Annotated in this window: 13 protein-coding genes; 9 read left to right on the top strand and 4 right to left on the bottom strand. The window is 73.3% G+C overall.

Annotated elements, in window-relative coordinates; genetic code table 11:
- Positions 1–88 precede the first annotated feature (88 nt).
- From mshB to ABT057_RS28455, 7 genes are all read left to right on the top strand, one after another.
- Complete coding sequence (gene mshB / locus ABT057_RS28425; protein ID WP_352346453.1) at positions 89–955, top strand: N-acetyl-1-D-myo-inositol-2-amino-2-deoxy-alpha-D-glucopyranoside deacetylase; 867 nt, start codon at positions 89–91, stop codon at positions 953–955.
- Positions 955–1,365, top strand: a complete 411-nt coding sequence (locus ABT057_RS28430) for a DUF6113 family protein (protein WP_352346454.1) — start codon at positions 955–957, stop codon at positions 1,363–1,365. Before mshB ends, ABT057_RS28430 begins: the two co-directional genes overlap by 1 nt.
- A 154-nt stretch (positions 1,366–1,519) precedes the next feature.
- Entirely contained in the window at positions 1,520–3,814 is a 2,295-nt protein-coding gene (locus tag ABT057_RS28435) for a hypothetical protein (protein ID WP_352346455.1), read from the top strand.
- Positions 3,815–3,905: 91 nt separating this feature from the next.
- Positions 3,906–4,820 carry an ABC transporter ATP-binding protein gene (locus ABT057_RS28440; protein WP_352346456.1) on the top strand — a complete coding sequence of 305 codons (915 nt, stop codon included), beginning with the start codon at positions 3,906–3,908 and terminating at the stop codon, positions 4,818–4,820.
- Entirely contained in the window at positions 4,817–5,572 is a 756-nt protein-coding gene (locus ABT057_RS28445) for an ABC transporter permease (RefSeq protein ID WP_352346457.1), read from the top strand. Before ABT057_RS28440 ends, ABT057_RS28445 begins: the two co-directional genes overlap by 4 nt.
- Entirely contained in the window at positions 5,569–6,774 is a 1,206-nt protein-coding gene (locus tag ABT057_RS28450; protein ID WP_502973973.1) for a sensor histidine kinase, read from the top strand. Before ABT057_RS28445 ends, ABT057_RS28450 begins: the two co-directional genes overlap by 4 nt.
- Positions 6,771–7,388 carry a response regulator transcription factor gene (locus ABT057_RS28455; protein WP_352346458.1) on the top strand — a complete coding sequence of 206 codons (618 nt, stop codon included), beginning with the start codon at positions 6,771–6,773 and terminating at the stop codon, positions 7,386–7,388. Before ABT057_RS28450 ends, ABT057_RS28455 begins: the two co-directional genes overlap by 4 nt.
- A 35-nt stretch (positions 7,389–7,423) precedes the next feature.
- On the opposite strand, the gene ABT057_RS28460 is transcribed toward ABT057_RS28455, so the two are convergent.
- Positions 7,424–8,266 carry a transglutaminase-like and tetratricopeptide repeat-containing protein gene (locus tag ABT057_RS28460; protein WP_352346459.1) on the bottom strand — a complete coding sequence of 281 codons (843 nt, stop codon included), beginning with the start codon at positions 8,264–8,266 and terminating at the stop codon, positions 7,424–7,426.
- Positions 8,263–9,270: a GNAT family N-acetyltransferase gene (locus ABT057_RS28465; protein WP_352346551.1), complete on the bottom strand. Its 1,008-nt coding sequence runs from the start codon at positions 9,268–9,270 to the stop codon at positions 8,263–8,265. Before ABT057_RS28465 ends, ABT057_RS28460 begins: the two co-directional genes overlap by 4 nt.
- A gap of 140 nt (positions 9,271–9,410) precedes the next feature.
- On the opposite strand from ABT057_RS28465, the gene fdxA reads away from it, so the two are divergent.
- Both fdxA and ABT057_RS28475 read left to right on the top strand, forming a co-directional pair.
- Positions 9,411–9,731, top strand: coding sequence for a ferredoxin (fdxA, locus tag ABT057_RS28470; protein WP_007495984.1), 321 nt, complete (start codon positions 9,411–9,413; stop codon positions 9,729–9,731).
- Between the two features lie 109 nt (positions 9,732–9,840).
- Complete coding sequence (locus ABT057_RS28475) at positions 9,841–10,935, top strand: bifunctional succinyldiaminopimelate transaminase/glutamate-prephenate aminotransferase (RefSeq protein WP_352346460.1); 1,095 nt, start codon at positions 9,841–9,843, stop codon at positions 10,933–10,935.
- Positions 10,936–11,004: 69 nt separating this feature from the next.
- Here the strand turns inward: ABT057_RS28475 and ABT057_RS28480 are convergent, their stop codons facing one another.
- Together ABT057_RS28480 and ABT057_RS28485 are read right to left on the bottom strand one after the other, a co-directional pair.
- On the bottom strand, positions 11,005–11,457 hold the full coding sequence (locus ABT057_RS28480; protein WP_352346461.1) for an ATP-binding protein: 453 nt from the start codon (positions 11,455–11,457) through the stop codon (positions 11,005–11,007).
- A gap of 325 nt (positions 11,458–11,782) precedes the next feature.
- Positions 11,783–12,781 (bottom strand): VldE C-terminal domain-containing protein, encoded by a 999-nt coding sequence (locus ABT057_RS28485; RefSeq protein ID WP_352346462.1) that lies wholly within the window; start codon positions 12,779–12,781, stop codon positions 11,783–11,785.
- Positions 12,782–12,839 lie beyond the last annotated feature (58 nt).

Genomic DNA, 12,839 nt, shown 5'->3' on the forward strand with positions numbered 1-12,839 from the left:
CCGCCGTCACCCACGTGCTCGACGACGAGGGGTGACAGGCGGGCGGGGAGGTGGCCGGACGACGGCGGCCGCCTCGTAGGGTGGGCGCATGACGGAACTGCCCGCTCGGCGTCTGCTGCTGGTGCACGCGCACCCGGACGACGAGTCGATCAACAACGGCGCGACCATGGCCCGGTACGCGGCCGAGGGCGCCCGGGTGGCCCTGGTCACCTGCACCCTCGGGGAGCGGGGCGAGGTCATCCCGCCGCACCTGCGGCACCTCACGGGCGCCGCCCTGGGCGAGTACCGGCTGCGCGAACTCAACGACGCCATGGCGGAGCTCGGCGTCGGCGACTTCCGGCTGCTCGGGGGCGTCGGCCGCTACGGCGACTCCGGGATGATGGGCCTCGCCGACAACGACGACCCCGCCTGCTTCTGGCAGGCCCGGGTCGACGAGGCAGCCGCGGCGCTCGCCGAGGTGATCGTCGAGGTGCGACCGCACGTCGTCGTCGCCTACGACGACAACGGCGGCTACGGCCACCCCGACCACATCCAGGCCCACCGCGTAGCCCTGCGGGCCGTCGACTTCGCGGCCGAGGCCGGCTGGACGGTCCCCAAGGTCTACTACAACCGCGTCCCGCGCTCCGTCGTCGAGGCCGCCTTCGCCCGGCTCCGGGAGGAACTGCCAGGGCTGCCCTTCACGAAGAGCGCCGCCGTCGGCGACGTCCCCGGTGTCGTCGACGACGAGCGGATCACCACCGAGATCGACGGCGCCGCGTACGCCGGTGCGAAGGCCGCCGCGATGCGCGCGCACGCCACCCAGATCGAGGTCGCCCCGGACGGGCGGTACTTCGCGCTCTCCAACGAACTCGCGCAACCCCTGTTCACCACCGAGTACTACGAACTGGTGCGCGGGCGGCAGGAGGGCGCGGCCCGGGAGAGCGACCTGTTCGCCGGCATCGAGGGAGTGGTGTGATGTCCGACCGCGGTTCCATGCTCGCCCAGCCCCTCCGGCGGCCCTCCGCCGGGCGGATCGCCGCCTATCTGGGGCTTCTTCTCCTCGGCCTGGTCACCGGCCTGGCCGGGGCCCTCGTGCAGGCCGGCTGGTTCCCCGGCGGGCTGCTGCTCGCGCTCGCCGGAGCGGCCGGGCTCTTCCTCGGCGGCGCCCGGGCCGCCCGCAGCCGGGCCGGCGCGGTCGCGCCCGCCGCAGGCTGGATGATCGCCGTCGTCCTGTGCACCGCGGGCCGTCCCGAAGGTGACTACCTGTTCGGCGCGGGAGGCGGCTCCTATCTCTTCCTGCTCGGCGGTATGGCTCTCGCTGTGATCTGCGCCACCCTTGGCCTGGGTCGGCAACCGCTCGGCGACGACGTCCGACTTCGCAAGTGACGTACCAGTTCGCCGTGGCGCGGCCGTGCGAGTCCCGTGTGGGTTTCAGCGGCGGTCGTGGGATAGAGGCCAGAAGTGGCCAGTATGGTGGTGCGCGCCGCCAGGTCTGCCGTGAGGTCGTGGCGGGCGGCGGAGCCAACCTGGAGAACCTGCCTTGAGTCGTGAAACTGACAGTCCGTCCTCCGGGCCCAACGGGCGCGGTGGGGCCGCGTACCCCTCGGGTACGCCGCCGTACGGCACCCCGGTGGTGTCCGACGGCGGTGCGGACGCGGGCCGTTCGGCCGCCCGGCCGGAGGAACGCAAGACCGAGACCACGCTGACGACCCGGATCCGGATCAACATCCCGGGTTCGCGGCCCATTCCGCCGGTCGTCGTGCGCAAGCCCGTCGCGGACTCCGAGGGCGAGGACAACGCCGGTACCGACACCGGTACCGACGCCTTGTCGGCGCCCGCCGAAAGTCCCTCGGTGTCCGAGACCACCGGGTCCTTCGCGCTGCCCGCCGAACCGGCGCCCGCCGCCGAGGAGAAGACCAGCGACTGGTTCGCCCCGCGCAAGTCCGGGCCGGCCAAGGGCGGTCAGGGTGGCGGCTCCACCAACGGGGCCGGGATGCCGGGCGGTTCGGCCGCCGGTGTCTCCGGTGCGGCGGGTGCCTCGGGCACGGCCGCTCCGGGCGCCCCGTCCGGCGCGCGTCCCGGTACCGGGCGGCCCGGCGGTGTGGTCGGCTCCATGAGCGCGCCGGGCGGTACCCGTCCGGGCGGTACGAACGGTGCCGGGCTTCCCGGCGGCGCCACCGGCGGTCCGGTGGCGCCCGGGCACGGCGGCGGCACCGGTTCCTTCGACGTGACCGAGGCGCTGGCCGCCGGCCCGCTCGGCCCGTCCCGCCCGCCGCGGAGCCAGGGTCAGGGCCAGGGCCAGGCGCAGGGTGGCGGCGGCGCCGAGTCGCGCCGCGACGGCCTGCCGTACTTCTCGGACAACGGCTTCGCCGGTCCGAACGGCCAGGGCGGTCCGAACGGCCAGGGCGGAGCCCCCGGCCCCGGCAGCCGGCACGACTTCAACGGCCCCGAGGGTCCCGCCGGCCCCTTCGGCGGCGGCGGCCCGCAGGGCCCCACCGGTCCGACGAGCGGCCCGGTCACCGGCGACGGCCTGATCGTGCCCCCGGCGACCCACGGCCCGGCCGGCACCGCGGCCCCCGGCAGGCCCACCGCCCCGGGCGGCCCCCGCGGAGCCGCTCCCGGCACCGCCGTCGGCGCCGGTCCCGGCCGTCACCCCGGTGGTGGCCTGAGCGACGACACGGCGATCCTCACCCCGCAGAAGCCCGCCCCCGAACCGCCGGGCGGCGGCTACGGCGGCCGTCCCGTGGACAACGTCTCCGGGCACACCGTGACCAGCGGCATCCCCGTCGTGCCCGGCGGCACCCAGACGGCGCCCGGCGCGGCCAACGCTCCGAAGACCCCGGCCCCGGCCGCGCAGACCGCGTCCACGGCCGGCTCGAAGAAGAAAAAGAAGAAGGGCCGCAGCAAGCTGGTCCTGCTCGGCGGACTGCTCGTCCTCGGCGGCGTCGGCGTCTACGGCGCCGGACTGCTGATGAACCACTCCGACGTGCCCAAGGGCACCACCGTGCTCGGCGTCGACATCGGCGGCGGCACCCGCGACGACGCCGTCAAGAAGCTCGACGACGCCTTCGACAAGCGGGTCGCCCAGCCGCTGAAGCTGTCCGTCGACGGCGACACCGTGAGCCTCAAGCCGGACCAGGCGGGCCTCCAGTTCGACATCCCGGCCACGGTCGACGACGCCGCCAAGAGCGACTACAACCCCGTCTCCGTGATCGGCTCGCTGTTCGGACAGCACCGCGTGGTCGAGCCCGAGATGCCGGTCGACGAGGAGAAGCTCCAGGCCGCTCTGGAGACCGCCGCGGGCGCCTCCGGCTCCGCCACCGAGGGCACGATCAAGTTCGAGTCGGGCAAGGCCGTCGCCGTCTACGGCAAGGCGGGCAAGGGCATCGACGCGGCGAAGGCCGAGGAGGCCGTCGTGGCGGCGTTCCGCGCCGCCGTGGAGACCGGCTCGACCACCCCGGCGAAGGTCCCGACGACGACCAAGCAGCCCACCATCAGCGACGCCGAGGTCGACCGGATGATGAAGAAGTTCGCCGAACCGGCGATGTCCGGCCAGGTCACGGTGCAGACCGACGCCGCGCACTCCGTCCCGATGAGCCCGGAGAACTCCCTGTGGAAGTTCCTCGGGGTCAAGGCCGTCGACGGCAAGCTGGTGGAGAGCTACAACAAGAAGGCGCTGGAGGAGCTCTACGGCAACGCCTTCGACGGCGTCCTCATCGCCCGCGGCACCGGCCAGAAGACGGCCGTCACCGTCGAGGACGTCATCGGCGCGCTGCGCCCCGCCCTCGTCAGCAGGACGAACCGGGTCGGGGTCATCGACACCGACCCGAGCTGATCCGCCGACAGTGCCGCATGACATCTGTCATGCGGCACTGGGGACGGCCGACACTGACGCCCGCCGGGTGCCCGGGGCGACGATGGCCGTCATGACGACGAAGACAGCACCGGCGGTCGCCTTCGACCGGGTGAGCAAGAGCTACGGGGACGTACGTGCGGTGGACGGGCTGACGCTCGCCCTCCACCCGGGGGAGACCGTGGCACTGCTGGGGCCCAACGGGGCCGGCAAGTCCACCACCCTCGACCTGCTGCTCGGCCTCAAGCAGGCCGACAGCGGCACGGTCCGCATCTTCGGCACCGGCCCGCGCGAGGCCATCGTGGCCGGACGCGTGGGCGCCATGCTGCAGAGCGGCGGGCTCATGGACGAGGTCACGGTCGCCGAACTGGTCGGGCTCGCCTGCGGCCTGCACCCGAAGCCGTACAAGCCCTCCGACGTGCTGGCCCGCGCGGGCGTCTCCCAGATCGCCGGCCGCAAGGTCGACAAGCTGTCCGGCGGCCAGGCCCAGCGGGTCCGCTTCGCCCTCGCCACGGCCGGCGACAGCGATCTGATCGTCCTGGACGAGCCGACCACCGGCATGGACGTCACCACCCGCCAGGGCTTCTGGGCCACCATGCGCGAGCAGGCCGACCAGGGGCGGACCGTCCTGTTCGCCACCCACTACCTCGAGGAGGCCGACGCGATCGCCGACCGGGTGCTGGTCCTGCACCGCGGCCGGCTGCTGGCCGACGGCACGGCGGCCGAGATCAAGGCGAAGGCGGGCGCCCGCAGGATCTCCTTCGACCTCGAGGGCGAGATCGACGAGGCCGCACTGCGCGCCCTGCCGTTCCTGACGACGATCGACGTTTCCGGCCAGACCGTCCGCGTCCAGTCCTCCGACGCCGACGCCACCGTCCACGCCCTGTACGGCCTGGGCCTCTACCCCCGCAACCTCGAAGTCGCCGGCCTCGGTCTCGAGCAGGCCTTCGTCGCCATCACCGCCGCCGAGGAGGCGAGGACCAAGTGAACACCTTCGCTTCGCGGGGCCTGATCAGGCTCGAGCTGACCCGCGCCCTGCGCAACCGCAAGTTCCTGTTCTTCTCGGTGATCTACCCGTCGGTGCTGTTCCTGCTGATCGCGGGCTCCTCCGACGCCACGGAGAAGGTCGACGGCTCCGGCCTCACCCTCCCGACGTACATGATGGTGTCGATGGCCTCCTTCGGCGCCCTCACCGCCGTCCTGATGGGCAACAGCGAGCGCATCGCCAAGGAGCGCGAGAGCGGCTGGGTGCGGCAGCTGCGCCTGACCACGCTCCCCGGGCACGGATACGTCCTCGCCAAGACCGCGAGCGCGGCCGTGGTCAGCCTCCCCTCGATCATCGTGGTCTTCGCCGTCGCCGCGGCCGTGAAGCACGTACGCCTCGACGCCTGGCAGTGGCTCGCGCTGACCGGCGCGATCTGGGCGGGCAGCCTCGTCTTCGCCGCCCTGGGCGTCGCGATCGGCTACCTCGCGAACGGGGACGCGGTCCGCCCGATCACCATGATCACCTACTTCGGACTGTCGATCCTCGGCGGCCTGTGGATGCCCACGACGACCTTCCCGCAGTGGCTCCAGGACATAGCCAGGTGGGTGCCCACCCACGCGTACGCTGCCCTGGGGCAGGCCATCGAACAGAGCCGCGCCCCGCATGCCGAGGACATCGCCGTCCTGGTCGTCTTCTTCGCCCTGTTCACGGGCGGGGCGGCCTGGCTGTACCGGAAGGACACCCTGAAGGCGTGAGCGCCATGACCGACGACCTTCTGTCCCAGGAGGCCCAGGGGCCGCCGATCGCGCTGGGCCGGGCCGCCCGCAACCGGCGGGAGCTGTGGCGGCGCAAGGTGCTGTGGATCGGCGTCTGGCTGGTGTTCCTCAGCTCGCCGGTGCACGACCTGCTCTCCGGGCACCACGGCACCGCGGGCACGGTCGCCGGCTGGCTGGGCCTGGCGGTGTTCGTCGCCGTCTACCTCTCGCTCCTCTTCCGGGACATGGGGGCCACCCCCTTCCCGTCGTGGCTCGTCGGCGCCCTCATCGGCTCCATGGCCGTGCTCGCCGTCGTCCTCGTCCTCACCCTCGGCTCCAGCTGGCTCGGCCTGTTCTGCTACGTCTCCGTGGCCTGCGGGATCACGCTGCCGCTGCGCCTCGCCTTCTGGACCATCCCGGGCACGGGCGCGGTGATGCTCCTCGTCGGCCTGCACGCCGACGAGGAGGAGGCGCTCAACCTCCTGCTGCTGGTCCTGCTCATCGGTTTCGCGATGACGGGCGTGAGCCAACTGGTCCGGACGACCGTGGAGTTGCGCAAGGCCCGCGCGACCGTCGCCCAACTGGCCGCGAACGAGGAGCGGTTGCGCCTGGCCAGGGACCTGCACGACCTGCTCGGCCACTCCCTTTCCCTCATCACCCTGAAGAGCGAGCTGGCCGGCCGGATGCTCCCCGCGCACCCCGAGAAGGCCGCCCAGCAGGTCGCCGACATCGAACAGGTCAGCCGGCAGGCCCTGGTCGACGTACGCGAGGCCGTCACCGGCTACCGGCGGCCCCGGCTGGCCGCCGAACTGGCCGGCGCCCAGGTCGCGTTGACCGCGGCGGGCATCACCGCCGAGGTGCCCGCCGAACCCGACCTCGACGGGGTGCCCGAGGACAGCGAGTCCGCCGTCGCCTGGGCCCTGCGCGAGGCGATCACCAACGTCGTACGGCACAGCGGCGCCGACCGCGCCACCGTGGACGTCGTCCGCCGCCAGACCCTCGACGGCCCCCTCCTCGAACTCTCCGTGGAGGACAACGGCTCGGGCGGATCCGGCAAGGGCCCCGGCAACGGCCTCACCGGCCTCACCGAACGCATGGAGAAGGCCGGCGGCACCCTGGAGGCGGGCCGGGTCAAGCGCGGCTTCCGCCTGGTCGCCCGGGTCCCGGCCAAGGCCGCGCCGGACATAGGATCCGGCTCATGAGTGACGGCACGATCAAGGTCCTGCTGGCGGAGGACCAGTCGATGGTCCGCGAGGCACTGGCGGCCCTCCTCGGCCTGGAGGACGACATCGAGGTGGTCGCCCAGGTGGCCCGCGGTGACGAGGTCCTCACGGCCGCCCGCGCCCACGACGTCGACGTGGCCCTCCTCGACATCGAGATGCCGGGGCAGACGGGCATCGAGGCGGCGGCCCAGCTCCACAAGGAACTCCCGCGGCTGAAGCTGGTCGTCCTCACCACCTTCGGCCGCCCCGGCTATCTGCGCAGCGCGATGGAGGCGGGCGCCGACGCGTTCCTCGTCAAGGACGCCCCGGCGGCCCAACTGGCCCAGGCCGTCCGCAAGGTCCTCGCCGGCGAGCGCGTCATCGACCCGACCCTGGCGGCGGCGGCCCTGGCGGGCGGCGCGAACCCGCTGACCGACCGCGAACGGGAGATCCTGCGCGCGGCGGCCGACGGTTCGACCAACGCGGAACTGGCGGCGGCCCTGCACCTGTCCCAGGGCACGGTCCGCAACTACCTGTCGACGGCGATCCAGAAACTGGCGGCGAGGAACCGTGCGGAGGCGGTGCGGATCGCGCGGGAGAAGGGCTGGTTGTAGGGGCTGGTTGCCGGGGTACGCCCGGCCGCGGCCGGTCAGTTGAGCATCGCCCTGGCCGCCTGCGCCTCCCCCCGGACCCGGGCCGCGGCCGACTCGTCCACCACCTCGACCAGCTCCGCGTACTCCTCCATCTCCACCGCACCCCCCACGAAATCACCCCGCCGCACCAGCAACTGCCCCTTCTCGTACCGCAGCCGAGCCGGATGGGAGGGCACGAGGAGCGACAACTCCACGGCCCACAGCGCGACATCCGACCGCTCCGGCCGGGCCGCGGCCCACGACCGGACGTTGTTCAGAATCCGCACGATCACCTCGATCGGCTCGGCCGACGTCAGCATGGACGGCTCCAGCGGAGCCCCCGTCGCCCGGGTGACGAGCGCCTCCGCGTCCGGGCCCGCCAGAATCCGCCCGCCGTCGAACGGATCGGCGAGCACCTGCCGCTCCACGTCCTCCGGCGGCCCGAAGCCCACCACGAAGTGTCCCGGCAGCGCGACCCCGTACACCGGCGCCCCCGCCCGCCGCGCGACCTCCACCCACACCACCGACAGCAGGATCGGCAGTCCCCGCCGCCGTGCCAGCACATGGTGCAGCAGCGAGGACTCCAGCCGCTGGTAGTCCGCGGCGGAGCCGCGGAACCCGTGCCGCTCGCCCAGCAGCTCCCGCAGCGCCACCGCCCACTCCCGCGGCCCGCCCGGCCGGTACGGCACCTGCCCGGCCAGCCGGTCGAGCTCGGCCTGAGCGGCGTCCAGCCCGGCCTCGTCCAGCTCCCGGTCCGCCTGCGCGCCGATCAGCAGGCACAGCGTGGCCAGGTCGGGCCGCTCGGCCCGCACCTCCTCGGCGAACAGCCGCCGCACCTCACCGACGGCGTAGCCGCTCACGACGGCCCCCGGTAGTGGTGGTAGGCGTGATGCGCCGAGAACCCCATCCCGGCGTACAGCGCCCGCGCCCCGGCGTTGTCCTCCTCCACCTGCAACCAGGCGGCCGACGCCCCCTCGTCCAGGGCCCGCCGGGCGAGCGCGGCCATCACGGTCGTGGCGAGCCCCTCGCGGCGATGCGCCGGATCGACCTCGACGGCGGCGAACCCGGCCCACCGCCCGTCCACGACGCACCGCCCGATGGCGGCGGGCGCGTCACCGGCCGCCGCACCGGGCACCGACGCGAACCACACCGACGGGCAGTTCCCCAGCACCTTCAGAGCCACCTCGCTCACCCCCTTGCGCTGATACCGGGCCAGCCAGGCCTCGTCCGCGACCCGCGACAGCACGACCCCGGAGGCCACCGCCGGCTCGACGGCGTCGGCGATCGGCGCGAGCGCCCCGATCCACATCTCCGCGGTCACCTCGCGCACCCACCCGCGCCGCTCCAGCTCGGCGCACAGCAGCTCCTGGGCGCCCTCGGCACCGGTCGCGGTCTGCACGTAGGCCGGCAGACCACGCTCTCCGTACCAGCGTCGTACGGCGTCCAGCGCCTCGTCGAGCGGTATGCCGGGCTCGCCCAGCGGCAGCACGGAATTGGCCCGCCTGGTGTACCCGGCGGCGGCCCGCAGCTCCCACTCGCCGAGCCGCTCGCTCTCGACCGGCCGCCAGCCCCGCGCGGCGACCCGCGCGAGCTCCTCGTACGAGGCGGCGGGGCCACGGCGCCGGGCCGGGGCGGCCGGGACGATCTTGGCGGCGACCAGCGAGGACTCGTCAATCCGCACGCTCTCACCGCTCTTCCGTGTGATCACCAGCACACCGTCGTCCCATGATGTGAGAACACCCACCGTGTCGGTGAATTTCCCCTCGGTGGTCCCCGGGTCGGTCAAACGCCGCACGGAGACACGTTTGCCCACGTCAGCCGCGGTGACACGGACCTCGAGGCGTCCGTAGGCCGAGATTTCCACAGGTCGGTTCACCCCTCCTGTTCGGATCATGCCCAAGAACGGAGATACTAGGGGCGGGCATCGACGACGCCGCGCTCCCGCGCGCCAGGCGGCAGGGCCCGAGGAGGCCCGCCAGCGCCCTATCGAGGAGGAACGACAGCGTGACCTACGTCATCGCGCAGCCTTGTGTCGACGTGAAGGACAAGGCGTGCATCGAGGAGTGCCCGGTCGACTGCATCTACGAGGGCCAGCGGTCCTTGTACATCCACCCGGACGAATGCGTCGACTGCGGTGCCTGTGAGCCGGTCTGCCCGGTCGAGGCGATCTTCTACGAGGACGACACTCCGGAGGAGTGGAAGGACTACTACAAGGCGAACGTCGAGTTCTTCGACGAGCTCGGCTCGCCCGGCGGCGCAAGCAAGCTGGGTCTGATCGAGCGCGACCACCCCTTCGTCGCCGCGCTGCCGCCGCAGGCCGAGTAACCAGTTCGAGCGGCCGCCCAAGACGCGTCGCCTCGGTCCCGCACGGCCTGCTCGGCTCGCCGTGCGGGGCCGAGGCGTTTGCCGTACCGAAGAAAGTGAGCCAGCAACCGTGTCCTCCGCAGTCTCCGACCGCCTGCCCACCTTCCCCTGGGACAAGCTGGAGCCGTACAAGAAGACGGCCGCGGCGCACCCCGGCGGCATCGTCGACCTCTCGGTCGGCACCCCGGTGGACCCGGTCCCCGACCTGATCCAGAAGGCGCTCGTCGAGGCGGCGGACTCGCCCGGCTACCCGACCGTCTGGGGCACCCCGGCGCTGCGCGACGCGATCACCGGCTGGCTGGAGCGCCGGCTCGGCGCCCGCGAGGTCACGCACCGGCACGTGCTGCCGATCGTCGGCTCCAAGGAACTCGTCGCCTGGCTCCCCACCCAGCTGGGCCTCGGCCCCGGCGATCGGGTGGCGTACCCGCGCCTGGCCTACCCGACGTACGAGGTCGGCGCGCGCCTGGCCCGTGCCGGGTACGAGGTCTACGACGACCCGACCGACCTGGACCCCGAGGGCCTGAAGCTCCTCTGGCTGAACTCGCCGTCCAACCCGACCGGCAAGGTCCTGTCGAAGGCCGAGCTGACGAGGATCGTCGCCTGGGCCCGCGAGCACGGCGTCCTGCTCTTCTCCGACGAGTGCTACCTCGAACTGGGCTGGGAGGCCGACCCCGTCTCGGTCCTGCACCCGGACGTGAACGGCGGCTCGTACGAGGGCGTCGTCGCCGTGCACTCGCTGTCGAAGCGCTCGAACCTCGCGGGCTACCGCGCCGCCTTCCTGGCCGGCGACCCGGCGGTCCTCGCCCCGCTCCTGGAGATCCGCAAGCACGGCGGCATGATGACGTCGGCCCCGACGCAGGCGGCCGTGGTGGCGGCCCTGGGTGACGACACCCACGTCCAGGAGCAGCGCGAGCGCTACGCGGCCCGCCGCGTCCTGCTGCGCGAGGCGCTGGTGTCCCACGGCTTCCGCATCGAACACAGCGAGGCCAGCCTCTACCTCTGGGCGACCAGGGACGAGTCCTGCTGGGACACGGTCGCCCACCTGGCCGACCGGGGCATTCTCGTCGCCCCCGGCGACTTCTACGGCGAGGCGGGCGAGAAGTTCGTCCGGGTGGCCCTGACGGCGACGGACGAGCGGGTGCGGGCGGCCGTGGAGCGGCTGTGAGCACAACGGGACGGGGCCCGGGAGCACACCCCCGGACCCCGTTTCACCTCACCGGCCCGAGCCGGGCGCTCAGCCGATCGGCAGGCCCTTCGTCGGGAGGTTCGCGCCGCCCGGCAGCCCGCCCTTGGTGAGCCCGTCCGTCGGCAGTCCGCCCTTCGTGGCGGCCTTCGCGGTGTCCCCGAGGATGCCCCCCGCGGACCCCGCCGCCTCACCGGCGGCCTTCTGCGCGGCCGGCGCCGCCTTCCGCACGGCCTTGCCGCCGGTCCTGCCCGCGGCCGGCACCGTCTGCTGCACGGCCTTGCCGCCGGTCTCGCCCGCGAGCCCGGCGGCCTTCTGTGCCGCGCCGTCGACCGTGTTGCCGACGCTGCCCGCGTCCAGGGCGGTCAGCCCGCCGAGGGCCGGGGTGGCGGGCAGGGCGGAGGGGGCCGCACTGGCGGAGCCGGCCGCACCGACCCCGGCGGCCGCTCCCGCAGCGACGAGCAGCGCGGCACGGGCGATCCTGCGGGTCAGGGGGAGGGACATGATGCTCCTTCGACGGGAGAGAACAAAGACGCCGTGACTACCGCTCGAAGGCCGCGAAGGTTGCGGACGCCCGACGTAAAGAGTTGGCAATGCGTCGCATAATCGGGTGTGGATAAAAACGGGCAAAAGCGGGACGATGTGAAAGTCCGTCAAACCGCCGGAGCCCTGTGCTCCCAAGGGTTTCGCCGCACACGGGAGTGACGGCGCGAAAACCTGAGCACCCGGCCGGCCGGGCACCCCGTGCACAACCCGGCCGGGTGAAGGCCCGTACGGATGCCCGGATGCCCCGCCCGCCGGATGCCCACGGGCCCTGATGCGCGGGGCGCTACTCCCCGGTGACTATCCGCACGCTGCCCGTGCCGCCGCCCGCCCCCGCGGCCCCCGCGGCCTCCGCGGCACCCGTCCCGGACGGCCGCCACCTGCTGTCGGTGTTCCCGGCCGTCCACTCCCGGCCCGCGTACGAGACCCGCTCGATGTGCAGCGCCGACGCGTTGGCCACCGCCCAGTGCGCCAGCTGCCAGCCGCGCTCCTCGACACTGCGTCCCGCGGCGGTGGTCTCCTTGGACACGGGCAGTGTCACCGTCCGCCCGTCGGTCTCGGCGGACGGTGCAACGCCGGCGGCCGACGCGGACGTCGTCCCGCCGTCGGCCTCGGCCCCGGCCGCCTTGAGCGCGTCCCGCCCGAAGTCCCGTACGAGCGCCGCGCGCACCGCGTCCGGGCCGGTGGCCGTCGCCGCGGCCAGCCGGCCGTCGCAGGTCAGCGCGGCCGCCGAGGTCCCGGTCAGCGCGGCGGCCAGCAGCGTGGCGTCCGGCTCGTGCTTGGCGTACGCCTCCGGGTAGCCGCTGCGCTGCACCCGCTGCGCCGCCACTGTGAGCGGGAGCTTGGTGTAGTCGGGCACCTTGGCCAGATGCTCGTAGAAGACGTTCGCCGCGTACGCCGGGTCCGAGACCTCCTTCGCGGTGCCCCAGCCCTGCGAGGGCCGCTGCTGGAAGAGGCCGAGCGAATCCCGGTCGCCGTGGGTGAGATTGCGCAGCCCCGACTCCTGCAGCGAGGTCGCCAGCGCGATGGCCACGGCCCGCTCGGGCATGTTCCGGTTGGTGCCGACGGCGGTGATCGTCGCGGCGTTCACCGCCTGCTCCGGCGTGAACTCGTACGAGGGCCCGGTCCCGCTGCCGGAGACGACTCTGCAACCGGGATCACCGGCGCCACCGCTGACGTACTGGACCACGACGTAACCCGCGACGGCGGACAGGACCACGCAGGCCGCCCCGAAACGGAGAAGGCGGCGGCCGCGGCGCTTGGGGGAGGGGGACGGCTTCGGCACGCGTACAAGGTACTGGAGAGTACGGAGATGCAGGAGACAGGTGTGGACGGTATGTGAA

Source organism: Streptomyces sp. NPDC002588 (genome assembly GCF_040295925.1).
GTDB lineage: Bacteria > Actinomycetota > Actinomycetes > Streptomycetales > Streptomycetaceae > Streptomyces.